The following is a 23830-nucleotide window of genomic DNA, read 5'->3' as shown; positions in this document are numbered from 1 at the left end:
GCGGCGGGCCGCGGCGGGGTCACGCGTGCGGCATGACGCCGAGCAGGATGCCGGCGGTCAGCACGACGTACGTCATGAGCGTCGCGGAACCGGTGGCCAGCAGCGTGGCCCCCTTGGGCTGGCGGACCAGCTGGTAGGCGATCAGGCCGGGCACGATGAAGCCGAGGGTCTGGTTCGCGTACAGCAGCGGGAACTTCATCTGCAGCAGGATCACGACGCCGCCCTGGAGCAGCACGCCGATGAGCACGACGGTCGCGAACAGCCGCTTGCCATAGAGGATCACGTAGCGCTGCGCGACGAGCGTGAGCGCGTACGTCAGGACGGTGACGCCGAGGACGATCGCGGCGCGCTGGAGGTCCTCGATGAGGGTGAGCGCGAGCCAGCCCGGGGTGATCATGCCGCCGGGGGAAAGGTTGGTCGTCAGGTAGCAGACGAGGGAGAACAGCAGACCCAGGGCGATGCCGATCGCGGCGATCTCGGGGGTGAGGACGGCGGGGATCAACGGGGTTCTCCTGGGTTAGACCACTGCGGGGGCCGCGGGTGCTGCGGGTTCTCGGGCTGGGCGTTCTGGGACTGCGGATCCTGGGGCTGCCGGGGCGGCGGCGGGAGCTGCGGCTGCTGCTGCAGGGGCTGCGGATGCAGGGGCAGCGGCTGCGGCTGCTGGAGTTGCGGCCACGCCGCCGACACCAGCTCCGGGCGCTGCTGCTGCTGGTGCTGCTGGTGCTGCTGGTGCTGCTGGTGCTGCAGATTCTGCAGATTCTGCTGGTGCTGCTGCGCCTGGTACTGCTGCTGCGCGGGCGAGAACTGCTCGTACCCGGGCTCGTACTGCTGGGGCTGCGGGAACTGGTGCTGCGGGTAGTGCTGGTGCGGGAACTGCTGGTTCGGGTACTGCTGACCCCCGCCGCGCGGCGGCGGGATCTGGGGGTTGCGCATCCGACGGGCTTCCTCGGCCGCGGGCAGGTTCGCGTACGGGTCGAGGTGCTTGAGGTACAGCGTCATGGTCTGGTCGTGCCGTACGTGCTGCGTGGGCGCGCCCGGCGTGGGCAGGGCCTCGCCGTCCTCCTCGAAGGAGGGCAGCTCGGCGAGGTGCTCCAGCAGGATCTCGCCCTGGCCGTGGATGTTGCCGATGGCCACGAGCGAGGAGTCCGCGCTCAGGTGGTCGAACAGCTCGTTCATGAACTCTTCGCCGTCGCGGCCGTCGCCGCCGAGGTCGACGGCGCGGCCGCGCCAGTCGGCCGGGATCGCGTCGATGGCGCTCTTGGACGGGTGGCCGATCACGAACACCTTGTCGGGCTGGAGGTCGGGAACGATCTGGCCCATCTGGCCGTTGCGCTCGACCCGGTCGGGCCGGCAGTTGATGACCACGTTCAGCGGGCGGTTGATCGCGCCGAGGTCGAGGAGCTGGTTGATGTTCATCAGCGTGGACTCGGGGTCGTTGGCCGCGAAGACGTTGGCGAACCGCAGCCGCTTGTCGCCGGGGCCGACGTAACGCTCGACGGAGAGCACACCCGGGTCCGGCGGAGCGTCGTACATGCCCTGCAGCGCGGTCTCCCGGTCGATGCCGAGGAGCTCGGCCACGACCAGCGCGATGGCCACGTTCTCCTTGAAGGTGAACCAGCTGAAGCCGCGCAGCTCCTCGTCGCTGACGATCTCGGGGTCCGCGTAGATGAGCCGGCAGTCCCGCGCGTCCGCTTCCTCCTGGAGGACGTGGAAGCGGTCCTTCTCGGCGGTGACGCAGATGCCGCCGTGCGGCATCGAGCGGGACAGCGAGCGGCCGATGTCGTCGAGGGTCGGGCCCATCTCGGCCACGTGGTCCTCGCGCACGTTGCACAGCACGCCGATGGTGGACTGGATCAGCTTGGCCTGGTTGAGCTCCTGGAGCGGCGGCATGACGGCCATGCACTCCATGACCAGCGCGTCGGGCTTGTAGGCCGCCGCGCGGCGCACGATGCCGATCTGCTCGACGACGTTGGCGATGCCGAACTTGCGGTAGACCGGCTCCTCGGTGGCGTCGGGGTGGATGAAGCGGGCCGCGGTGCCGGTGGTCTTGGCGACCGTGACCAGATCGCCGCCGCGCAGCGCGCCCGCGACGAGCCGGGTGATGGAGCTCTTGCCGCGGATGCCGTTGACCAGCACCCGGGTGGGTATTTCTTCCAGGTTGGCGAAGTGCCGCCGCTGCTCGATGATGCCGGCGATCAGCATCACGAGGCAGCAGACGACCAACACGCTGAAGAGAAAGAGCACGGGGTCAGTTCCTTCCGGCCTTGGCAGCCTGGCCGGACCGGCCGGCGGTGCTGGTGGCTTCCCGCTTGCGCAGCTCCTGGAGCTGCTGCCTGATGACTTCCAGGCTGCGGGTGACGGCGCCGACCTCGTCGTGGTGGCGCGGGTAGAGGACGGTGCGGCGGTCGCCGTCCGCCAGGGCTTCGGCGCGCCGCGCGAGCTCGCGCAGCGCCTGGACCACCACGATCTGGAGCCAGCCGAGACAGACCAGGGCGGCGGTGAGGCCGAGCAGGCCGGCCAGCACCGTGCGGTTCTGCAGGTTGTACTCGGGGATGGCCAGGCCCTTGGCGGGCTGCCAGCTGACCACGGTCCAGGCCAGCGGCTTCGCGGCGCCGCCGCCCGCCATCGGGACCGCGGCGGCGACGGTGATGTCGTCGCCGCCGCGCAGCACGACGCTGCTGGGGCGCGGGCCCTTGCCGACCTTCTGGTTGGTGCCGGCCACCAGCGCCCGCAGGCTCTCGTTGGGCAGCTGCGAGAAGGCCAGGTAGCCGTTGTTGCCGCCGATGACGCGCTGCTTCTCGTCGATCACGCGGATCTCGCCCAGGCCGGGACGCTTGAGGAGGGAGTTGAGGAAGTCGATGCGCAGCTCTCCGACCACGGAGGCGCCCTTGAGGCCGGGGGCCGCGGCGAACTCGACGATGACCGGCGCGTTGCCGGACTCGAGGAGCACCACGGGCTCGTCGACGGAGGGTGCCTTGCCCTGCGGGCGCCGGGGCGGGGCCCCGACCTTGGCGGTGACGGTCCCGTCCGCCTGGAGGACGTACAGGGCCTCGTAGCGCTGGTGCTGCGTGAGGGTGCGCTCCAGGATGCCGGTCATCTCGGCGGGGGTGGTGGCCGGGCCGATCAGCGAGCCCACGGAGGCGAGGTCGGTGTGCCCCTCGTTGAGGGCGCGGCGGACCCGGTCGGCCAGGGTGTCGGTGCGTTCGCGCTGGTCGTGGACGATCGTCTGCGGTACGCCGACGGAGTCGCCGGCCCGGTTGAGCAGCAGCACCAGGGGCGCGGACCACAGCAGCAGGAGCGCGCCGCAGGTGGCGAGCAGGGCGCGGGCGCCGATCCGGCCGCGGCCGCGGCCGGGGGTGTGCGCCTTCTGGTCCTCGGCGGACTCGCCGAGCAGCTGGCGGCGCAGCCGCTCCAGGGCGGTGCCGATGCGGGCGGCCTCGCCGTACTTGGGACGGTTGACCGGACGGTTCAGGTCGCCGCGGCTGAGCCGGCGGCTCTCCAGAAAGAGCTGGAGCAGCGGCTTCTGCACGGTGCCGATGAGGAGGGAGACGGCGAGGAGGCCGATGACCAGCAGGACGGCCGCGGCGACGATCCCGAAGAAGGGGTCGACGAGGGCGGCGCGGTCCTCGGTGACGTTGATGAGGGAGATGACGGTCAGCCCGAGGGCGGTGGCCGCCGTGCCCTTGCCCGCCTCGGGGCCGGTCAGGCTCGCGTAGCCGACGACGGTCCGCTCACCGTCGTTGGAGGGGCCGAGGAGGCTGCCGCTGACGCCGCGGAAGCCGCCCCCGCCGGGCTCCTTGGTGGTCAGCGGGTTGGCCTTGGTCTTCTTCGCGGCGATCTTGGCGTACTTCTTGAGCTGCTTGCGGGACCGCTCGGTCTCTTCCTTGACCTCGTCGGACTGGATCTGCTCGTCGTTGGCGAGGCCGTCGCTGCTGAGGATCGTGCCGGTGGAGTCGGTGACCGCGATGGCGCGGAACTTGCCGAGGCTGACACCGGGGAACCTCAGGCTGCTCGAGGCGACGAGCAGTTTCTGGGGCTGGCCGGGCCAGGACAGAACGGCGAAGGTGAGCAGGCGGGTCTCGCCGTTCTCCAGCCGCACCATGCGCGGGACGAGGCCGTTGGCCTCGGCGAGCTTGGTGGAGTCGATGGCGGTCAGCGGCACGTTCTCGCCGCGCTGGGCCTCCAGCCGTCCCGACTTGATCTCGACGACGGCCATGCCGCGCCACTTCTGGTAGACGTTGCCGAGCTTGTCGAGCACCGTGTCGGCGGAGACCGGGGCGCCCGCGTTGAACAGGGTGGCCGTGCGGGAGAGGTCGGTGATCGACTCGTCCAGCGAGGCCCGCATCGCGATGGCGCCGTCCTCCGCGAAGTACTGCTGGGAGGTGCGGACCGCCTCCGGGACGGACTCATTGCCCACCTTGCCGAGGTGGAAGGCGGTGAGCGCGGCAAGGGCGAGCAGCAGCGCGGACAGCGCGGCGATGGGCGGCCGGATACCGCCCAGCAGCGACATGTCCGCCCTTCGGCGGGCCTTCTGCCGCCGCTTCGTGCGCGACGCGGACAACGGGACTCCTGTGGGTGATCGTGCGGGTGCGGGTGCGGGTGGTTCGCTGTGCGACACGTCCGACGGGCGGACTGCGTTCGCCTCGGTCCTAGCGGTTCGCCAGCGGCGCCAGTCCGTCCTTGCCGCCGCCCCGGTTGAGCAGGGTGCCCTGGGTGCGGTCGTACGCGAGCTGGTAGCGGGCCCGCCGCTCCGCCGACAGCCCGCCGCCGTTCTTCAGCGCGGCGGCGAGGTCGATCAGCCGGTGGTCCTTGACCTGTCCGGTCTCGGGCAGCTTGACCGCGGGGTCGGTGACCTCGAGGTCCGGCGGCAGCTCCACGAAGGTGGGGACGTACCGGGCCTTGACGTCCCACCTGCCGTTCTTCTCGGCGAATTCGAACCAGCCGATGACGCCTTCCTCGGACAGCCCGCTGGGCACCTCGTGCCGGGCGAGCTGGTTGCCGAGCCCGTACGCGACCCACATGCCGCCGACCTTCTCCATGGGCTGGACGACGTGGGCGTGGTGGCCGATGACCAGGTTGATGCCGGTCTTCTCGGCGATCTTCTTGGCGAGGCTCAGCTGGAGCGAGTTCGGGGCGGGCTGGTGCTCCTTGCCCCAGTGGATGCTGAGGATGACGACCTCGGCGCCGGCGGCCCGGGCGGCCTTCTCGGCGGCCGAGATGGCGTCCAGCGAGGTCTTGTTGGCCAGCCAGGGCTTGTCCGCGGGTACCTGACGGCCGTTGAACCCGCCGGCGAAGGAGATCTGCGCGACCTTGACGCCCTTGACGTCCATGATCAGCGGCTTGGCGCCCTCCGCCTGGTTGCGGGCGGAGCCGGTGTGCTTCAGGCCCGCCTTGTCGAGGGCGTCGAGGGTTTGCCTGACGCCGCCCTCACCGTGGTCGAGCGCGTGGTTCGACGCGGTCGAGCAGGTGTCGTACCCGATGTCCTTGAGGGTGGTGGTGATCTGCGGCGGCGCGATGAAGTCCGGGAAGCTCTGGAACGGCCCCTCCGGCTTGCCCAGCACCGGCTCCATGTGGCAGATCGCCAGGTCGGCCTTGCTGATGACCGGCTTCACCCCGGCCATGATCGGCCCGAAGTCCATGCCGCCCTTGCCCTTGGCCTTGCCGTCCTGCTCGGCCTGAGTGGTCAGCTCGGGGTGGATGAGGACGTCGCCGGCCGAGGCCACGGTGAAGGAACGCCCACCGGCCCCCGTCGCCAGACGGCCCTTGGCATCCCCACCGGATTCCCCGTCTCCGAGGAGTCCACAGCCGGCGAGGGCTGTCGACAGGAGCAGGGTGAGCGCTCCTGTGCGGAGCGTGACGAAAGAGACGGATATCTTCACTCGGTCTATCTTTATCCGATCATGACTCCGTTCCTCGCGAAACGTATAACGATTAAGGCAACTCTGTGCGCGATGGCCGTCGTAGCGGCGATTGTGGCGTATTTCACGCTCTCCGCAGGGCAACCATCGGGCGAAATGCAGGTGAATTCCAGACCTTCGGCTGCCCCCGGGGTCGACCTGGAAAAGCGGATTACGGCATTCACCCAGGGATTCGGCGAGCGAGGGGGCTACCGGGTCCCCACGGCGGCCGAGCGCCGGACGGTCGCCCAAGGGGTCGCCCTGCTCCTCGACGGCAAGGAGGACGCGGCGCGCAAGCGCCTGGCCGAGGTCGATTTCACCGTGCAGGCCTTCACCGACACGGCGAGCGGCCGCGACTTCGCCGAGGTCGCGGACGCGGCGAGCGCTTCGGGCTCGGCGAACCGGGGCTGGGGCCGGGTGTACGTGAATCTGGGCGTCCGGCTGACCTGGAGCGTGCAGGTCCCGCACCCCATCGCCGACCAGGAGACCGAGCGGCTCGGCGCCCGGGTGCTGCGCGGGGCGCCCGGCGGAGTGCTGGTGCTCGCCGGAGCCCACCGGACCGCGGGCGAAGGGGACGCGGCCGATGTCGCGCACCGGACGGACTCGGTGTTCCACAAGGTGATCGAGGAGCTGATGGAGCGCCGCCTGCCGGGGGTGCAGCTGCACGGCTTCGCCAACGAGTCCTTCCCCGAATTCGACGCCGTGGTCTCGACGGGGGCCGGGGACCGGGCGGTGTCCGAGGCCAGGACCCTGTCGGCGGCGCTGACCGGGGAGGGCCTGGAGGTCTGCCGGGCCAATGTCCGTAAATGCAAGCTGTCCGGCACCTCGAACGAGCAGGGCCAGGTGGCGGCCGAGGAAAAGCTCCGTTTTCTCCACATTGAGCTCGCGAGGGTGATAAGGACGGACGACGCCCGTCTCGACGATGTGACCGAGGCGATAACGGTGCTCACCAAGCGTTGGTCGAATTCTTGACCATATTGACGCTATTAATCCCATTGCTCGCCCTGGTCGCCTTCGTCGGGTTGGTTGGTTTAGTCGGGTTTGACCCCTCTTGGCCGTACACCGAAGGGGCCGGCTCCCGCAGGAGCCGGCCCCTGGCGGTCACTCAGACGTTGAAGCGGAACTCGACCACGTCGCCGTCCTGCATGACGTAGTCCTTGCCCTCCATGCGGGCCTTGCCCTTGGAGCGGGCCTCGGTGACCGAGCCGCAGGCGACCAGGTCCTCGAAGGAGATGACCTCGGCCTTGATGAAGCCGCGCTGGAAGTCCGTGTGGATCACGCCGGCGGCCTCGGGGGCGGTGGCGCCCTTCTTGATGGTCCAGGCGCGGGTTTCCTTCGGGCCGGCCGTCAGGTAGGTCTGCAGGCCCAGGGTCGCGAAGCCGACGCGGCCGAGGGTGGCCATGCCGGGCTCCTCCTGGCCGACCGACTGCAGGAGCTCGAGCGCCTCCTCGTCGTCGAGCTCGATGAGCTCCGCCTCCAGCTTGGCGTTGAGGAAGATCGCCTCGGCCGGGGCCACCAGCGCGCTCTGCTCGGCCTTGAAGGCGTCGTCCGTCAGCTCGTCCTCGTCCACGTTGAAGACGTAGAGGAACGGCTTGACCGTGAGGAGGTGCAGCTCGTGGAGGAGATCGCCCTGCTCCGTGCCCTTGGAGATGCCCTGGGAGAAGAGGGTGTCGCCCGCTTCGAGGATCTTCTGGGCCTTCTCGACGGCGGCGAGGACCGCGACCTTCTCCTTCTGGAGGCGGGACTCCTTCGTCAGGCGCGGCACCGCCTTCTCGATGGACTGGAGGTCCGCGAGGATCAGCTCGGTGTTGATGGTCTCGATGTCGTCCTTCGGCGAGACCTTGCCGTCGACGTGGACGACGTTCTCGTCCTTGAAGGCGCGGATGACCTGGCAGATCGCGTCCGACTCGCGGATGTTCGCGAGGAACTTGTTGCCGAGGCCCTCGCCCTCCGACGCACCGCGCACGATGCCCGCGATGTCGACGAAGTCGACCGTCGCCGGGAGGAGCTTCTGCGAGCCGAAGATGCCGGCCAGGACGCCGAGGCGCGCGTCCGGAACGCCGACGACGCCGACGTTCGGCTCGATCGTGGCGAACGGGTAGTTGGCCGCCAGCACGTCGTTCTTGGTCAGGGCGTTGAACAGGGTCGACTTGCCGACATTCGGCAGGCCGACGATTCCGATCGTGAGCGACACGTTGGCGACTTCCCGTAGCTGGAGGGGGCGGCGGCCCGGAGTGGGCCAAGGAGCAGTTTACTTTCGATGAGGGGGCACGGATGTACGCGTGTCCGGGCACACGATCGGCGGCCTCCCCGCCTAGTTTTGGGGGGTGGAGCGATACGAGGCGCGTACGGTACGTCACCCGGCGGAGCGGTCCCCCGAGCGGTCCCCCCAGCGGGCGCCCGCACCGGTACGCCGGCTGCCGCGGCCCCGGCTGACCGGGCTCGGCGGCGGGCTCTTCGCCTGCGCCGCGATGTTCCTGGTCGGCGGCCTCGACTGGCTGCTGTTCGACGCCTCGCTGTTCGTCTACGGCCTGTTCTTCCTGCCCGTCGCCGCCGCCACCGCGCTGTGGGTGCGGCCCGCCGACCTGATCACCGCGCCGATCAGCGCCCCGATCGCCTTCGCCGCCGGAGTGTGGCCCGTGTCGGGCGGCTCCGGCGGCTTCGCGGGCGAGGTGATGGGGCTGGTGTCCGCGCTGTCCCTGCACGCCGGCTGGCTGTACGCCGGCACGCTCGTGGCGGCGCTGATCACGGTGGTGCGCAAGGCAGTCCTCATCGGCCGCCGCCGGATGCCGCGTCGCGTCGCCTGAGCGGCGACCCTGGGGGCGGCCCGCAGGGACGGCCCGGGGGACAGCCCGCAGGGACGGCCCGGGGACAGCCCGGGGACGGCCCCGAGGACGGCCCGGCCGGCTACTGCGACGCCGAGCGCGCCGCCATCGCCGCACCCACGATGCCCGCGTTGTTCCGCAGCTCGGCCGGCACGATCCGCGCCCGGACGCCCTCGATCAGCGGCAGGAACTTCTCCGGCTTGCGGCTCACGCCGCCGCCGATGATGAAGAGGTCCGGGGAGAACAGCATCTCCACGTGCGCCAGGTACTTCCCGACCCGGCGGGCCCAGTGCTCCCAGGTCAGGTCCCCGTCCTCCTTCGCTTTCACCGAGGCCCGCGTCTCCGCGTCGTGGCCCTTCAGCTCCAGGTGGCCCAGCTCGGTGTTGGGCACCAGCCGCCCGTCCGTGAACAGCGCGCTGCCGATTCCGGTGCCCAGCGTGAGCAGGATGACGGTGCCGTCGACCCCGCGCCCCGCCCCGTAGGCCATTTCCGCGACCCCGGCCGCGTCCGCGTCGTTCAGGACCGTCACCGGACGGCCGTCCAGGCGCGAGGAGAGCAGCGCCGCCGTGTCCACGCCGACCCAGGCCTTGTCCATGTTGGCCGCCGACCGGGTCACCCCGCCCGTGACCACCCCGGGGAAGGTGACCCCCACCGGACCGTCCCAGCCGAAGCGGCGCACCACCTCGACGACGCAGCCGGCCACCCCGTCGGGGGTGGCCGGCTGCGGTGTCAGCACCTTGTGGCGCTCCTGCGCCAGGTCGCCACGGTTCAGGTCCACGGGAGCGCCCTTGATCCCGGAACCGCCGATGTCCACGCCGAAGATCTCCATGGACCCAACCGTACGAAAGGACCCGCCCGAGCGCCCTGCCGGGGAGATGCCTACTTCTGTGCGCCCTGAGCCGCGTCCTGGGCCGCACCCTGGGCCGCGCCCGGCGCCGCCACGAGCTCCGCCGCCTCCGCGCGCAGGTCGCGGCGCAGTTCCTTGGGCAGGGAGAAGACGATGGACTCCTCGGCCGTCTTGACGATCTCCACGTCCGCGTACCCGCGCGCGGCCAGCCACTCCAGCACCTCTTCGACCAGCACCTCCGGCACCGAGGCGCCCGAGGTCAGACCGACGGTGGTGACACCCTCCAGCCAGGCCTCGTCGATCTCGCTCGCGAAGTCCACGAGGTACGAGGCCTTCGCGCCCGCGTCGAGAGCGACCTCGACGAGGCGGATCGAGTTCGAGGAGTTCTTGGAGCCGACGACGATGACCAGGTCGCAGTCCTTGCCCATCACCTTGACCGCCTCCTGGCGGTTCGAGGTGGCGTAGCAGATGTCGTCGCTGGGCGGCGAGACGAGCAGCGGGAACTTGGTCTTCAGGGCGTCGACCGTCTCCATCGTCTCGTCGACGGAGAGGGTGGTCTGCGACAGCCAGACGACCTTCGACTCGTCGCGGACGGTGACCTTCTCCACGTCGTGCGGGCCGTCCACGATGGTGATGTGGTCCGGGGCCTCGCCGGAGGTGCCGATGACCTCCTCGTGGCCCTCGTGGCCGATGAGGAGGATGTCGAAGTCCTCGTTCGCGTAGCGGATCGCTTCCTTGTGGACCTTGGTGACCAGCGGGCAGGTCGCGTCGATCGTCGCGAGCTTGCCGCGCGCCGCCTCCTCGTGCACCACGGGGGCCACGCCGTGCGCGGAGAACATCACGATGGAGCCCTCGGGGACCTCCTCCGTCCGCTCGACGAAGATGGCTCCCTTCCTCTCCAGGGTCTGCACGACGTACTTGTTGTGGACGATCTCGTGCCGCACGTAGACCGGCGCGCCGTACTGTTCGAGAGCCTTCTCGACGGCGATCACGGCTCGGTCCACGCCCGCGCAGTAGCCGCGCGGGGCGGCGAGGAGAACGCGGCGGGATGCGGGAGCGGGGGCGTCAGCAGTCATGGGCTCCATCGTACGGGGGTGTCCAGGAGGCCGCGGGTCGCCCGTTCGGCACAAACTGGGTCGAACATCCACACCAGCCTTACTCCCGGAGGAAAGATGGCGTCCGCGACGGACCCCAGTACGCCGCCCGGCCCGTCCGGCCCGTCCGGCGGCCCGTCCGACGCGCCCGGCACCTCGCTCCGCCGCAGTCTCGGTTTCCGGGACCTGGTCGTCTACGGACTGCTCTTCATCGCCCCCATGGCCCCGGTCGGCGTCTTCGGCACCCTCGACGCCAAATCGCACGGCGCCGTCGCCCTCGTCTACCTCGTCGCGACGGTGGCGATGGCCTTCACGGCCTTCTCCTACGCCCAGATGGTGCGCGTGGCCCCGCAGGCCGGCTCCGTCTTCACGTACGCCCGCAAGGGCCTCGGCGAGGGTCCCGGGCTGATCGCCGGCTGGATGGCGATGCTCGACTACCTGCTGATCCCGGCGGTCGCGTACCTCTTCTCCGGGATCGCCATGAACGCCCTGGTCCCGGAGGTCTCCCGGTGGGTGTGGACGGCCCTGGCGGTGGTCGTGACCACGCTGCTCAACCTGTGGGGCGTACGGGCCGCCGCGCGGGTGGGCTTCGCCGTGCTGGCCATGGAGATCGCGGTCCTGCTGGTGTTCCTGGTCTCCGCGGTGACCGTACTGGTCCAGGGCGCGGAGCACCGCGACTGGCTCTCCCCCTTCACCGGCGACGGCTCGCTCGGCGGGTTCTCCACGGCCGCCGTGCTCGGCGCGGTGTCGGTGGCGGTCCTGTCCTACCTGGGCTTCGACGCCATCGCCTCCTTCGCCGAGGAGGTCACCGGCGGCAGCGCGAAGGTGGCCCGGGCGGTGCTGTTCTGCCTGGCGCTGACCGGGGTGCTGTTCATCGCCCAGACCTATCTGGCGGCCCTCCTCAGCCCCCTCTCGGCGGCGGAGCTGGCGGCCGACCCGGGGAAGCAGGGCCCGGCCTTCTACACGACGGTCGAGGCCTCCGTAGGGACGTGGCTGCACGACCTGGTCGCCCTCAGCAAGGCCATCGGGGCCGCCTTCGCCGCGCTGGCCGGGCAGGCCGCGGCGGGCCGGCTGCTCTTCGCGATGGCCCGCGAGCGGCGGCTGCCCCGCGTGCTCGCCCACACCTCGCACGGCACCCCGCGCCCGGCCCTGCTGCTGGCGGCGACGGTCACCCTGATCGCGGCCGTGTGGGCGGCCCGGCGCGACGACGGGCTGGACCACCTGGTGTCGGTGGTCGACGTCGGGGCACTGGTGGCGTTCACGCTGCTGCACGCCTCGGTGGTCGGCTGGTTCGTGGTCAAGCGCCGCGAGGGGGCCCCGAACTGGTTCAGGCACCTGGTGATCCCGGTCCTCGGCGCCGCCGTGACCATCGCGGTGATCGTCGAGGCCTCGTGGACGGCGCAACTGGTGGGGGCGGTGTGGCTGCTGGTGGGCCTGGGCGTCCTGGTGGCCCAGCGCGGGCGACGCGCGCAGGACGAAGGCTCCCGCCCCGACGCCGGTGTCAGCCCTGGCGGTTAGCCTGCGTGCATGGGTCTGAATTCGTCGGCTGACGCGCCGCTGCCGGTCGGTCAGGTGTCCCGGCTCATCGGGGGCTGGATCGACAAGCTCGGCCAGGTGTGGGTGGAAGGGCAGATCACGCAGCTCTCGCGGCGGCCGGGGGCGGGGGTGGTCTTCCTGACGCTGCGCGATCCCTCGCACGACATCTCCCTGAGCGTGACCTGCTTCCGGCAGGTCTTCGACGAGGTCGCGGACTCCGTGTCGGAGGGCGCGCGGGTGGTCGTGCTCGCCAAGCCCGAGTGGTACGCCCCGCGCGGGCAGTTGTCCTTGCGGGCCACCGAGATACGGCCCGTCGGCATCGGCGAGCTCCTCGCCCGGCTGGAGAAGCTCAAGCGGTCCCTCGCCTCCGAGGGACTCTTCGCGCTGGACCGCAAGAAGCCGCTGCCGTTCCTGCCGCAGCTGATCGGGCTGGTGGTGGGGCGGGCCTCGGCGGCCGAGCGCGACGTCCTGGAGAACGCCCGGCGCAGGTGGCCGGCGGTCCGCTTCGAGGTCCGCAACGTCGCCGTCCAGGGGGTGCACGCGGTGCCCCAGGTGATCCAGGCGGTCAAGGAGCTGGACTCCATGCCCGAGGTGGACGTGATCATCGTGGCCCGTGGCGGCGGCAGCGTGGAGGACCTGCTGCCCTTCTCCGACGAGGAGGTCGTACGGACCGTCGCGGCGGCCCGTACGCCCGTGGTCTCGGCGATCGGGCACGAGCCCGACTCCCCGCTGCTGGACCTGGTCGCGGACCTGCGGGCGTCCACGCCCACGGACGCCGCGAAGAAGGTGGTCCCGGACGTCGGCGAGGAACTGGAGCGGGTGCGCCAGCTGCAGGGCCGGGGGCTGCGCGCCGTGCGCGGGCTGCTCGACCGGGAGGAGCGGGGGCTCGCCCACGCGCTCGCGCGGCCCGTCTTCGTCCATCCCCAGCGGATGGTGGAGACCCGGGAGGCGGAGGTCGACGCGCTGCTGGCGCGCGGCCGCCGGACCCTGGGGCACTTGCTGGACCGGGCCGATTCGGAGCTGGCGCACACGCTCGCCCGCGTGGTGGCGCTGTCCCCGGCCGCCACGCTGGAGCGCGGGTACGCGGTGCTCCAGCGGGCCGACGGGCACGTGGTGCGCTCGCCCGGGGACGTGTCGGCGGGCGATGTCCTGCGGGCGCGGGTGGCGGAGGGGGAGTTCTCGGTGCGGGTCGCCGAAGAACCCTCGTAGGCACGTCGCTTCACCGGCAGCCGGCTTCACACTGCCGCAACAAATTTCGGTGTACTACACAGTTAAGGTGGGAGCGGGAATGTCCGAGAGCGATACGGCGCTGGGGTACGAGCAGGCCCGGGACGAGCTGATCGAGGTCGTCCGCAAGCTGGAGGCCGGCGGCACCTCGCTGGAGGACTCCCTCGCGCTCTGGGAGCGCGGCGAGGAGCTCGCGAAGGTGTGCCGCCACTGGCTGGAGGGGGCCCGCGCCCGGCTGGACTCGGCGCTGGCGGCGCGCGAGGCGGCGGAGGGGGCCGGCGGGGAGTGATCCCGGTCACCCCCGGAGATATTTAGTTGAATTTTCACCTACTTTCGTCGTAGTCTCTGGACATCGCTTCGCAGTCCCGTACAGAAGAAGGCTTTCCGATGTCTCTCGTTCTCGACGCCGCCGCCCAGGACCTCCTCTTCCGTGAGGCGCGCACCGCCAACACGTTCTCCGACGAGCCGGTGACCGAGGAGCAGGTCCAGGCGATCTACGACCTGGTGAAGTACGCGCCGACCGCCTTCAACCAGTCGCCGCTGCGCATCACCCTGGTCCGCTCCCCCGAGGCCCGCGAGCGCCTCGTGAAGCACATGGCCGAGGGCAACCAGGCCAAGACCGCCACCGCCCCGCTGGTCGCGATCCTGTCCGCGGACATCGAGTTCCACGAGGAGCTCCCGCAGCTGCTCCCGCACTTCCCGCAGGCCAAGGACGCCTTCTTCTCCGAGCGCCCGGTCCGCGAGCAGTCCGCCAAGCTCAACGCCACCCTGCAGGCCGCCTACTTCATCGTCGGCGTCCGCGCCGCCGGCCTGGCCGCCGGTCCGATGAACGGCATGGACCACGCGGGCATCCAGAAGGAGTTCCTGGACGACGACCACGCCCCGCTGATGGTCGTCAACATCGGCAAGCCGGGCGAGGACGCCTGGTTCCCGCGCTCCCCGCGCCTGGAGCTCGACCAGGTCATCACGACCGTCTGAGCCCAGCCCCGCAGGCAGTGAACGAAAAGGCCGCCCTCCCCGGAACCCCGGGGAGGGCGGCCTTTTCGCGTAATCCAGCGCTCTAAGAGCCCTGCTTGAACTCCAGCGCCGCGGCCATCGCGCCGAGCTGCTCGAAGGAGGCCGTCCCGGTCACCACCGTGACGTAGCCCTGGTCCCGGCGCACCAGGGCGTCGTACTTCTCGCCGTCCCAGCGCTCCCAGACCTGGTCACCGACCTGCTGGGTCTCCCCGGTGGCCTGCGCCTTGCGGGTGACCTTCCCGATGTACCTGTCCGTGGCGTCCGCGGACTGCTCCACCGCCACGTACTGCTGCCCCGGGTCCAGGAAGCCCAGGTGCCAGGCACTGGCGTCCTTGCGCGCGAACCCGACCGAGGTCGCCCGCCACTGCGGCGGCAGCCCGACGGGCACCGCCACGGGGTACGGCGCCGCGCGCCGGGCCGTGAGGCTTTCGACGCGGTAGTCGACCACCTTCGTCGGATCGGCCTTCTCGTCATGTGGGATGACCAAATAGATCCCCCCGACCACGAGGCCGATCACCGCCAGCGACCGGACCATGTCCACGACCGTCTGCTTGCCCTTCATACCTGCCACGACACCATCGTCCCGCATGGCCCGGGGCGATCACCGCCGGGGTCGGGGTGGCGCGCCACGGGCAGCGCAAGATGTCCGCTCAGGACAATCACCTGACCGATATGGCGCTCATACGTGACCCGGTCTGCTCAATATGTCGACGTACCGATAGAGTCCAGGGACCCTCACTCCCGGCCGTCGCCGTACAGAAAGGTGCGCTCCGATGACCGAGCACAACCTGCCGCCCCAGCTCGAAGTCTCTCCGGAGGCACCCGACCGCAACCTCGCCCTGGAACTCGTACGGGTCACCGAGGCCGCCGCCATGGCCGCCGGCCGCTGGGTCGGGCGCGGCGACAAGCTCGGCGCCGACGGCGCAGCCGTCAACGCGATGCGGACCCTGATCTCCACCGTCTCGATGAACGGCGTCGTCGTCATCGGCGAGGGCGAGAAGGACGAAGCCCCGATGCTCTTCAACGGCGAGCGGGTCGGCGACGGCACCGGTGCCGAGGTCGACATCGCCGTGGACCCCATCGACGGCACCACCCTGAACGCCAAGGGCATGCCGAACGCCATCGCCGTTCTGGCGGCCGCCGACCGCGGCACCATGTTCGACCCGTCCGCGGTGTTCTACATGGAGAAGCTGGTCACCGGTCCCGAGGCCGCCGACTTCGTCGACATCAACGCCCCGGTCTCCGTCAACATCCGCCGCGTCGCCAAGGCCAAGAACATGGCCGTGGAGGACGTCACGGTGATCATCCTCGACCGCCCCCGCCACGAGGGCATCGTCAAGGAGATCCGCGAGACCGGCGCGCGCATCAAGTTCATCTCCGACGGCGACGTCGCCGGCTCGGTCCTGGCCGTCACGGAGGACAGCGGCATCGACCTGCTGCTCGGCATCGGCGGCACCCCCGAGGGCATCATCTCGGCCTGCGCGATCAAGTGCATGGGCGGCACCATCCAGGGCAAGCTGTGGCCCAAGGACGAGGCCGAGCGCCAGAAGGCCATCGACGCGGGCCACGACCTGGACCGCGTCCTGTTCACGGACGACCTGGTCTCCGGCGACAACGTGTTCTTCGTCGCCACCGGCATCACCGACGGCGAGCTGCTGCGCGGCGTCCACTACCGCTCGGAGACCGCGACGACCTCCTCGCTGGTCATGCGCTCGAAGTCGGGCACGATCCGGCAGATCGACTCGACCCACCGCCTCTCGAAGCTCCGCGCGTACAGCGCGATCGACTTCGACCGCGCCAAGTAGGCCACGGGCGACGGCACGGCAGCATCACGGAAGGGCGCTCCCGCGTGCGGCGGGGGCGCCCCTTCCGTATGCCCTCATGACCTCGGCATGTCCTCATGGCCTCGGCATGTCCTCATGGCCTCGGCTCCGGGACCGCGCGCCACGGAGCTCGGCGTCGCCTACGAGGCTTCGCGCAGCTCCACCGCCCGGCGCCGCCGGCGGGCCAGCACCACCCGGCGCTCCGCGGCCGTCAGCCCGCCCCAGACTCCGTAGGGCTCGGGCTGGATCAGCGCGTGCTCCCGGCAGGCGACCATCACGGGGCAGCGGGCACAGACCCGCTTGGCGGCGTCCTCACGGGACAGCCGGGCGGCGGTGGGCTCCTTGGAGGGGGCGAAGAACAGGCCGGCCTCGTCACGCCGGCACACCGCGTCCGCGTGCCATGGGCCGTCCTCTTCCCTGGCCGGCACCCGCGGCTTCGGCACGACCGCCGCCGGGCGCCCCTGAAGACTCTGGACGGCGGCTACCTGCAGGGACTGGCGCGGCGGATGCGGCACGGTCTACTCCTGACGACGTATACGCGAGCGAGAGGCGACGCACCTGTCCCTACCCGCTGTGCGCCCCCCTATGCACCGCGTGCCGCCGATCCGGCCGGTTCGACCGAAACGTGCCCCCGCGCGGCCCGGCCCCGCGCGACCCCGCCCGGCCCCGCCCCCGTCACCCGGACGTCACGCGACGGACGGCGTCCAGTCGGGGCGGCGGCCCAGGAAGGCGAGCAGCGCACCGGCCGGATCGGCGTCCGGATCGGGCGCGGGGACGAACGCCGGGCCGTACGCGAACCCGCGCAGCGGCTCGGCCAGCGCCCGGGCGGCCGGGCTCAGGGCCGCGGCGAGGGCGGGCTCCAGCAGCTCCGCAGGGCCGGCGGCCAGGGTGCCGGTGGGCGCGAAGGGGTCCTCGGCCGGTCCCGGCCCGCCGGTGAGGCGGCCCGGGTAGGCGAGTTGGTCGCCGGCCGCGTGCTGGAGCACTTGGCCGACATTCCACTGGTCGCACGGCGTCGGCGCGCTCAGGGCGTCGGCCGGTAGGGCGAGGGCGACGGAGCGCAGCGCTGCGTACGCCTGGTCAAGAAGGTCCCACTCGGATACGGCCATGGGCCGACCCTACGGGCGCCTACCGGCCAAAGGGGCTTATTTCAGCGGCAGTTGTCCGCGCGTCTGTCCGCACGTCTGTCCGCGCGTCGGGCTCATCGGGTGCCCTCCCAGCCCTTGCGGAGCCTGTTCGCCAGGTCCACCAGGCGGGCGCCGAGCTTGGGGCGGGCCTCGATGTTGCCCAGCAGCGCGAAGCCCCGGACGATCACGACGGGCGCCTGCGGATCGGTCTCGCCGCGCGCCTCGCCGTGCACCTCGAAGTTGCCGAGGACCCCGCTGCCGTAGCCGCGCAGGGTGACGTTCTCCGGGACCAGGATCTCGACGTTGCCGAGGATGCTGGTCACGCTGATCTCGGTGACCTGCTGCTCGAAGACCGCCTGGGTCAGGTCGATGCTGATGTCGCCCATGACGGAGACCGCGCGGGTGTGCGCGCCCGGCCGCCAGCGCCCCTTGCGGGAGGAGCTGCTGCACACGGCCACGACCGTCTCGACGGGCGCGCCCGCCGGCGCTCCCGCGTACGCGGGCTCCTGCCGGCTGCCGGCGCCGGGCGCGGGCAGGTCCCGTACGAGCACGTCCAGCTCGGCGACCGTCTTCAGCGCGTACAGCGAGTCGAGCCGCTCCGAGTGCTCCTCGGCGGTCAGCCGGCCCTCGGCGACGGCGTCGGCGAGGATCTGCGCGATCCGGTCCCGGTCCGCGTCGGAGGCGCGCAGCCCGGTGACGGGCGCGGGGGCCGGCGCGGGAGCGGGGGCCGGCGCGGGAGCGGGGGCCGACACGGGGGCCGGCGCGGATGAGGGCTGCTTTTCCAGGTCCACGCGCCCCAGCATAGCGAGACACGATAGATCGCGATACTGGCCAGTGAGCCTTACCTCACAACAAAAGCCACCGGAAGAGGTCCTACGCTGGATACCGCGCTGCCAAACGGTCGTCAGCGCCGTCTGCCGAGTGAGGGAATGACTGCCGTCATGCCAGAGTTTGCGTACACCGACCTGCTGCCCCTGGGCGAGGACTCCACCCCGTACCGGCTGGTGACCTCCGAAGGCGTCTCGACCTTCGAGGCCGACGGCCGTACGTTCCTCAAGGTCGAGCCCGAGGCGCTGCGCAAGCTCGCCGAAGAGGCGATCCACGACATCCAGCACTTCCTGCGCCCCGCGCACCTCGCGCAGCTGCGCCGCATCATCGACGACCCCGAGGCCTCGGCGAACGACAAGTTCGTCGCCCTCGACCTCCTGAAGAACGCGAACATCGCGGCGGCCGGCGTCCTGCCGATGTGCCAGGACACGGGCACGGCGATCGTGATGGGCAAGCGCGGCCAGAACGTCCTCACCGAGGGCGACGACGAGGCGGCCCTGTCGCGCGGCATCTACGACGCGTACACCCGCCTGAACCTGCGGTACTCGCAGATGGCCCCGGTCACCATGTGGGAGGAGAAGAACACCGGCTCGAACCTGCCCGCGCAGATCGAGCTGTACGCGACCGACGGCGGCGCGTACAAGTTCCTCTTCATGGCCAAGGGCGGCGGCTCCGCCAACAAGTCGTTCCTCTACCAGGAGACCAAGGCGGTCCTCAACGAGGCCTCCATGATGAAGTTCCTGGAGGAGAAGATCCGCTCGCTCGGCACGGCGGCCTGCCCGCCGTACCACCTGGCGATCGTGGTCGGCGGCACCTCGGCGGAGCACGCGCTCAAGACCGCGAAGTACGCCTCGGCCCACTACCTGGACGAGCTCCCCACGGAGGGCTCCCCCCTGGGCCACGGCTTCCGCGACCTCGACCTCGAACAGCAGGTCTTCGAACTCACCCAGAAGATCGGCATCGGCGCGCAGTTCGGCGGCAAGTACTTCTGCCACGACGTCCGCGTCGTCCGCCTCCCCCGCCACGGCGCGTCCCTCCCGATCGCGATCGCCGTCTCCTGCTCCGCGGACCGCCAGGCCACCGCGAAGATCACCGCCGAGGGCGTCTTCCTGGAGCAGCTGGAACGCGACCCGGCCCGCTTCCTCCCGGAAACCACGGACGAGCACCTCAACGACTCGGCGGACGTCGTCTCGATCGACCTGAACCAGCCGATGGAGTCGATCCTCGCCACGATCACCCAGCACCCGGTCAAGACCCGCCTGTCCCTCACCGGACCGCTGGTCGTGGCGCGCGACATCGCGCACGCCAAGATCAAGGAACTCCTCGACTCCGGCGCGGAGATGCCGCAGTACCTGAAGGACCACCCGGTCTACTACGCGGGCCCCGCGAAGACGCCCGAGGGCTACGCGTCCGGCTCCTTCGGCCCGACCACGGCCGGCCGCATGGACTCCTACGTCGAGCAGTTCCAGGCGGCGGGCGGCTCCAAGGTCATGCTGGCCAAGGGCAACCGCTCCCAGCAGGTCACCGACGCCTGCGGCACCCACGGCGGCTTCTACCTCGGCTCCATCGGCGGCCCGGCGGCCCGCCTCGCCCAGGACTGCATCAAGAAGGTCGAGGTCCTGGAGTACGAGGAGCTCGGCATGGAAGCCGTCTGGAAGATCGAGGTCGAGGACTTCCCCGCCTTCATCGTCGTAGACGACAAGGGCAACGACTTCTTCAGCTCGGTGGAACCGTCTCCCACATTCCTGAGCATCCCGGTCCGCCAGGGCTCATAACGCAGGCTCAGTCAGGTCTATGCTGCCCGCACCCGCAGGTGCGGGCAGCATCAACCAGCAGGACGGAATGGCACGGAGGCAGTCGTGTCCCAGTCCACCTGCCCTTCACTCCCCTGCCCGCGTTTGCGCCGCGCATTGATCCTGTACTCCAGAGTCGGCATCTCGATCCGGGCAAGGTGTTTCGGCAGCCACGGACCAGCGGCTTCCACCACTTCACGCATACCCGGCATCGAGACCTTGATGACCCGGATGGCGCTGTCTTCGGAGTCCACACCGATCCGAATGTTGATCTCATGCCGCTGCACGAAAACACGTCGCTGTTCATCGTCCATGCCGGACCACATCTGTCGGTAGGTACGGCCTGTGTCAACGAACCGCGGGGCAACTGAAGCACGTTCGAGCTCCTCATGCACCTTGCTCACTCTTGCAGTCAAGGCCTTGTGCATACGCCAGTAGGACTCTTCCTGCCCTTCCGCGTCGTACTTGCCGGCGAGAAAATCCGTTTCGAGACGCTCAAGACGGGCCTTGGCATGCGCCATTTCGGACTTGGTCTCGCTGATGGCATTGGACGCCCTCTCAACGACCGGCAGGTCCCCGAGGGCGATCTCCACGAACGTATTCACCGCAGGGTCGGCATCGTCCCTGCGAACGCGCCCCGGACGGCTGCACTTACCGGTGTTCATCGCGTTGCAGACGTAGTAGTAATACACCCTGCCCGACGACTTGACCCTCTTTGATGAGGACATCCGGCCCCCGCACGCTTCGCAGACCGCCACACCGCCGAGCAAGGAGCGGGATGGAGCAGCCCGGATCGCCTTCTTCCTGGAGCTTAGCCGTGCGACGAGTTTGGACCATTCGGAGTACGGCATGATCGGCTCGTTCGTGATGGGGACAGGCTCTCCGTCCTCGTCCTCCACTATCTGCCCCTTGTAGGTGTACACCCCGCCCACGGTGGGATTCTTCACCGCGACAAGAACCGCATTAGAGGTCCACTCGACACCGCGCGCTGGGTTTCCCTGCTGCACCCGCAGATGGTCGCGCCAGGTGAGGACCCCTCTCCTGTTGAGATCAATAGCGATCTTGTATGAGGACCAGCCCCCATTGAGCTTGTCGATGATGTCCAGCAAAAGCTTGCTGTACTCGGGGTCCTGTATGAGCTTCTTGCCACCACCCTCCTGCCGCTGGAATCGGTAACCGAACGGCAGCACTCCCCCGACCCAGACCCCTTTACTTAGACGCGCCCGCGACCCGGACAGCGCGCGGGCGCGGATAGTGTCCAGCTCCCCTTCCGCGAACGCGGCGATGATCTGCGCGAACATCTTGCCCATCGGGGTGGACATGTCGACGCCCTCAGTCACCGAGACGATGATCTTGCCGCGCTTCTGACACCACTCATACACCTCGGAGAAGTGCGCGGACCTCCGGGTGAGGCGGTCCAGTTTCCACACAGCGATCACGTCGAAGTCATCGGCTCGCTCGGTGAGCCACGGACCGAGTCCCGGCCTCTTGAACGGGTGCATACCGCCTGACACGTCCAAGTCTTCGGCGTAGCCGATCACCCGTCCGTTGACCACGGGCCCGTAAGTCCAGTGCTCGACCGCTTCCCGCTGCTTCTCGGGCGAGGTTGTGTCGTCCTTGGAGACACTGAGACGCACGACCGCGAGAACTCTTGGCTGCTCCAACATGGCGAACATTCAGCCCCATCGCTATGAGAGGAAGGAAAGAACTGACTTATTCCAGAAACCAGCCCTGGAGCCGATATCCACGGGTTCCTTGCCGGGTAGGCAAGATCTCCCAACTCGGCGCAGCTCAGCGCAAAGGAGCGGCCCGGTGGAAGTCGGTGACGATCCAGCGGAAGCCGGTATGGCCGCTGCGGCTCGCGTGCCGCAGGGACCACGCGCCAGGGTCCGTACCGTCATCCGCCGGACCAGAACCCTCCATGCACGACGTGCACTCCATCTCGACCACTGCGCCACCACCCGAGCGGTCCGAACTCAGCAGCCAGTCGGATGGACTGTGCACCACCACCCCGGCGACAGCCTCACCCGCCACGGCGGCAGCTGCCTTCGGCCGGAACGTAGAGTTCGGCCCAAATCCGCTTCCCCGGCCCGCACCGCTCCCCCGCCGCCCACCGGTCTGCGAGCGCGGCCACCAGGAACAGACCTCGCCCGTAGTCCCGTTCCAGGTCGGGGGGCAGCACCTCTGCCCGTCCCGGGGCGGCGTCATGCACCTCGATCCGCACACCTGCGGGGAGCCGTACGTACCGGGTCTCGATCTCCCGGCCGACAGCGGCCCGCGCGTGCCTGCCGGCGTTGGTCAGCAGTTCGGAGACTACGAGCAGCGCGTCGTCCTCGATCTGCGCGAGCCCCCAGTCCGTGAGTGCCTTGCGCAGTTCCGTCCTCGCCCGTCCGACGCACCGTGGATCGCGGCTCCAGCGGCGTACGACGGGCCCGTCATCCGGCCCGACCAAGGGCCCGTTAGGGTTCACCATGTTGACGCTCCTGAGTAAGCGTTGGCCATGCCCCCGGACCGTTGGCGCGGTCGCGGGGGTCTCTCTTTTCAGGCGTGCCAGGTCCACCATCGACAGCAGTTGGTGACCGTGCACGCACTCTGAGCAACTGCTTCGTTCAGAATGCTCCCTTCTCCACGCGAAGTGCAACCAGAACACATGAAGTGCACGTGCACTTGCCGGAATCAATCCGATACTCCTCAACTCGGCGGCATACTGTCCGCAGTTGCGAGCTAGAGAGGGGTGGGAGTGGTGGCCGCGATCCCCACCATGCGTCGCCGCATGCTTGGTGCCGAGCTCCGCAAGATCCGGGAGCGCCAAGCCGTCAAGGCAGAGGCCACTGCCGAGGTGATGGGCTGGCACCCGTCGAAGATCAGCCGCATCGAGAGCGGGCGCAGCGGACTGCGCACCCACGAGGTCAACGCCCTGCTCGACTTCTACGTGGTGCACGACCCCGACACCCGAGCCGCCCTGGAATCCCTTGCCCGGGAAGGGAAGCGCCGGGTGTGGTGGCAGCCGTACAACGACGTGCTGACGCCCCGCTATCTCGACTACCTCAGCTTCGAGGCGGAAGCGTCCGCAGCCCGCAGCTTTCAGACCGTGCTGGTGCCCGGGCTTCTGCAGACGCCGGACTATGCGCGGGCCGTCATCAGGGCCCTCAAACCTGAACGCCCCGCCGATGAGGTCAACGCCCTGGTCGATGTCCGGCTCGCCCGCCAGAACGCGGCGCTGAGCCGCGAAGACCCTCTGGCACTTTGGGCCATCCTCGACGAGTCGATCCTCCACCGCGAAGTAGGAGGACGCGTGACGACCGCGAAGCAGCTGATGCGGCTGGCCGAGGCCGCTGACGAACCCAATGTGACCTTGCAGGTCCTGCCGTTCGGGGCCGGGGCACACGCAGGCATGCTGGGGCCGTTCGTGATCCTCAAGTTCCCCGTACAGTCCGAACTCGACGTGGTCTACGCGGAGGGCCTCGCCAGCAGCGTCTACCTCGAACGGGATGCCGACCGCGCTGCCTACAGCGCGACATTCGACAGGTTGCGGGCCGCAGCCCTGGACGTAGATCCTTCGCGTGACGCGATCCTGCGCCGAGCAAGGGGACACTCATGACGTACACACAGCGCCGGCTGATAGACCTCACCCAGGCCACCTGGCGAAAGAGCTCGTTCAGCGGCGACCAGGGCGACTGCCTGGAAGTGGCCGACGGCTACCAGGGGTTGATCTCGCTGCGCGACAGCAAGCGGCCGCACGGACCCGTACTGTGCTTCGGCGCCGGAGCATGGGGCTCATTCCTCGGCACCGTCGAGGAATGAGCCCACGCCGGCGGG

23 protein-coding genes are annotated in these 23830 nt (G+C 69.8%); 10 read left to right on the top strand and 13 right to left on the bottom strand.

Features of this window, described 5'->3' with window-relative positions; all coding sequences use genetic code 11:
- Nucleotides 1–19: 19 nt before the first annotated feature.
- From MTF69_RS18235 to MTF69_RS18220, 4 genes are all read right to left on the bottom strand, one after another.
- Entirely contained in the window at nt 20–502 is a 483-nt protein-coding gene (locus MTF69_RS18235; protein WP_243335815.1) for a poly-gamma-glutamate biosynthesis protein PgsC/CapC, read from the bottom strand.
- Nucleotides 499–2244, bottom strand: a complete 1746-nt coding sequence (pgsB, locus tag MTF69_RS18230; protein ID WP_243335812.1) for a poly-gamma-glutamate synthase PgsB — start codon at nt 2242–2244, stop codon at nt 499–501. The genes MTF69_RS18235 and pgsB overlap by 4 nt, the downstream gene beginning before the upstream one ends.
- A 4-nt stretch (nt 2245–2248) precedes the next feature.
- Nucleotides 2249–4561, bottom strand: a complete 2313-nt coding sequence (locus tag MTF69_RS18225) for a HAMP domain-containing protein (protein WP_308401418.1) — start codon at nt 4559–4561, stop codon at nt 2249–2251.
- 88 nt (nt 4562–4649) lie between these two features.
- Complete coding sequence (locus tag MTF69_RS18220) at nt 4650–5873, bottom strand: CapA family protein (protein WP_374323355.1); 1224 nt, start codon at nt 5871–5873, stop codon at nt 4650–4652.
- Nucleotides 5874–6014: 141 nt separating this feature from the next.
- Here MTF69_RS18220 and MTF69_RS18215 point away from each other — a divergent pair, with 141 nt between their 5' ends.
- Nucleotides 6015–6869, top strand: a complete 855-nt coding sequence (locus MTF69_RS18215; RefSeq protein ID WP_374323296.1) for a hypothetical protein — start codon at nt 6015–6017, stop codon at nt 6867–6869.
- A gap of 133 nt (nt 6870–7002) precedes the next feature.
- Here MTF69_RS18215 and ychF read toward each other — a convergent pair whose 3' ends face one another.
- Nucleotides 7003–8091 (bottom strand): redox-regulated ATPase YchF, encoded by a 1089-nt coding sequence (gene ychF / locus MTF69_RS18210; RefSeq protein WP_243335808.1) that lies wholly within the window; start codon nt 8089–8091, stop codon nt 7003–7005.
- Nucleotides 8092–8224: 133 nt separating this feature from the next.
- Between ychF and MTF69_RS18205 the strand changes: the two genes are divergently transcribed.
- On the top strand, nt 8225–8704 hold the full coding sequence (locus tag MTF69_RS18205) for a DUF6542 domain-containing protein (protein WP_308401417.1): 480 nt from the start codon (nt 8225–8227) through the stop codon (nt 8702–8704).
- 100 nt (nt 8705–8804) lie between these two features.
- Here the strand turns inward: MTF69_RS18205 and ppgK are convergent, their stop codons facing one another.
- Nucleotides 8805–9551 carry a polyphosphate--glucose phosphotransferase gene (gene ppgK, locus MTF69_RS18200; protein WP_243335800.1) on the bottom strand — a complete coding sequence of 249 codons (747 nt, stop codon included), beginning with the start codon at nt 9549–9551 and terminating at the stop codon, nt 8805–8807.
- Nucleotides 9552–9601: 50 nt separating this feature from the next.
- Entirely contained in the window at nt 9602–10645 is a 1044-nt protein-coding gene (locus tag MTF69_RS18195) for a 4-hydroxy-3-methylbut-2-enyl diphosphate reductase (protein WP_374323293.1), read from the bottom strand.
- A gap of 96 nt (nt 10646–10741) precedes the next feature.
- Between MTF69_RS18195 and MTF69_RS18190 the strand changes: the two genes are divergently transcribed.
- The 4 genes from MTF69_RS18190 to MTF69_RS18175 all read left to right on the top strand — a co-directional run bounded on the left by MTF69_RS18190 (nt 10742) and on the right by MTF69_RS18175 (nt 14404).
- Complete coding sequence (locus MTF69_RS18190; RefSeq protein WP_243335796.1) at nt 10742–12181, top strand: APC family permease; 1440 nt, start codon at nt 10742–10744, stop codon at nt 12179–12181.
- Between the two features lie 9 nt (nt 12182–12190).
- Nucleotides 12191–13408: an exodeoxyribonuclease VII large subunit gene (xseA, locus tag MTF69_RS18185; RefSeq protein ID WP_243335794.1), complete on the top strand. Its 1218-nt coding sequence runs from the start codon at nt 12191–12193 to the stop codon at nt 13406–13408.
- Between the two features lie 79 nt (nt 13409–13487).
- On the top strand, nt 13488–13715 hold the full coding sequence (locus tag MTF69_RS18180) for an exodeoxyribonuclease VII small subunit (protein WP_243335792.1): 228 nt from the start codon (nt 13488–13490) through the stop codon (nt 13713–13715).
- A gap of 98 nt (nt 13716–13813) precedes the next feature.
- Nucleotides 13814–14404 carry a malonic semialdehyde reductase gene (locus MTF69_RS18175; RefSeq protein WP_243335790.1) on the top strand — a complete coding sequence of 197 codons (591 nt, stop codon included), beginning with the start codon at nt 13814–13816 and terminating at the stop codon, nt 14402–14404.
- A gap of 82 nt (nt 14405–14486) precedes the next feature.
- On the opposite strand, the gene MTF69_RS18170 is transcribed toward MTF69_RS18175, so the two are convergent.
- Nucleotides 14487–15005, bottom strand: coding sequence for a DUF4245 domain-containing protein (locus tag MTF69_RS18170; RefSeq protein WP_243336135.1), 519 nt, complete (start codon nt 15003–15005; stop codon nt 14487–14489).
- 211 nt (nt 15006–15216) lie between these two features.
- Between MTF69_RS18170 and glpX the strand changes: the two genes are divergently transcribed.
- Nucleotides 15217–16248 carry a class II fructose-bisphosphatase gene (gene glpX / locus MTF69_RS18165; RefSeq protein WP_243335787.1) on the top strand — a complete coding sequence of 344 codons (1032 nt, stop codon included), beginning with the start codon at nt 15217–15219 and terminating at the stop codon, nt 16246–16248.
- Nucleotides 16249–16406: 158 nt separating this feature from the next.
- Here glpX and MTF69_RS18160 read toward each other — a convergent pair whose 3' ends face one another.
- The 3 genes from MTF69_RS18160 to MTF69_RS18150 form a co-directional block, all read right to left on the bottom strand.
- On the bottom strand, nt 16407–16781 hold the full coding sequence (locus MTF69_RS18160) for a WhiB family transcriptional regulator (RefSeq protein ID WP_374323290.1): 375 nt from the start codon (nt 16779–16781) through the stop codon (nt 16407–16409).
- A gap of 171 nt (nt 16782–16952) precedes the next feature.
- Complete coding sequence (locus MTF69_RS18155; RefSeq protein WP_243335784.1) at nt 16953–17372, bottom strand: maleylpyruvate isomerase N-terminal domain-containing protein; 420 nt, start codon at nt 17370–17372, stop codon at nt 16953–16955.
- A 92-nt stretch (nt 17373–17464) separates the two neighbouring features.
- A complete protein-coding gene (locus MTF69_RS18150) occupies nt 17465–18181 on the bottom strand; it encodes a DUF1707 domain-containing protein (RefSeq protein ID WP_243335783.1) in 717 nt (238 codons plus the stop codon).
- A gap of 150 nt (nt 18182–18331) precedes the next feature.
- Here MTF69_RS18150 and MTF69_RS18145 point away from each other — a divergent pair, with 150 nt between their 5' ends.
- Nucleotides 18332–19993 carry a fumarate hydratase gene (locus MTF69_RS18145; protein WP_243335781.1) on the top strand — a complete coding sequence of 554 codons (1662 nt, stop codon included), beginning with the start codon at nt 18332–18334 and terminating at the stop codon, nt 19991–19993.
- A gap of 50 nt (nt 19994–20043) precedes the next feature.
- On the opposite strand, the gene MTF69_RS18140 is transcribed toward MTF69_RS18145, so the two are convergent.
- Both MTF69_RS18140 and MTF69_RS18135 read right to left on the bottom strand, forming a co-directional pair.
- Entirely contained in the window at nt 20044–21687 is a 1644-nt protein-coding gene (locus tag MTF69_RS18140) for a recombinase family protein (RefSeq protein ID WP_243335779.1), read from the bottom strand.
- Between the two features lie 347 nt (nt 21688–22034).
- The gene (locus tag MTF69_RS18135) at nt 22035–22484 is read right to left on the bottom strand and encodes an ATP-binding protein (RefSeq protein ID WP_243335778.1); all 450 of its coding nucleotides are present in this window, start codon (nt 22482–22484) and stop codon (nt 22035–22037) included.
- Nucleotides 22485–22754: 270 nt separating this feature from the next.
- On the opposite strand from MTF69_RS18135, the gene MTF69_RS18130 reads away from it, so the two are divergent.
- Nucleotides 22755–23612: a helix-turn-helix transcriptional regulator gene (locus MTF69_RS18130; RefSeq protein WP_243335776.1), complete on the top strand. Its 858-nt coding sequence runs from the start codon at nt 22755–22757 to the stop codon at nt 23610–23612.
- Nucleotides 23609–23815: a DUF397 domain-containing protein gene (locus MTF69_RS18125; RefSeq protein ID WP_243335774.1), complete on the top strand. Its 207-nt coding sequence runs from the start codon at nt 23609–23611 to the stop codon at nt 23813–23815. Before MTF69_RS18130 ends, MTF69_RS18125 begins: the two co-directional genes overlap by 4 nt.
- Nucleotides 23816–23830 lie beyond the last annotated feature (15 nt).

Source organism: Streptomyces sp. AP-93 (genome assembly GCF_022808175.1).
In the GTDB taxonomy this organism is placed as follows: domain Bacteria; phylum Actinomycetota; class Actinomycetes; order Streptomycetales; family Streptomycetaceae; genus Streptomyces.
This window is presented reverse-complemented; position numbering and strand designations above follow the sequence as displayed.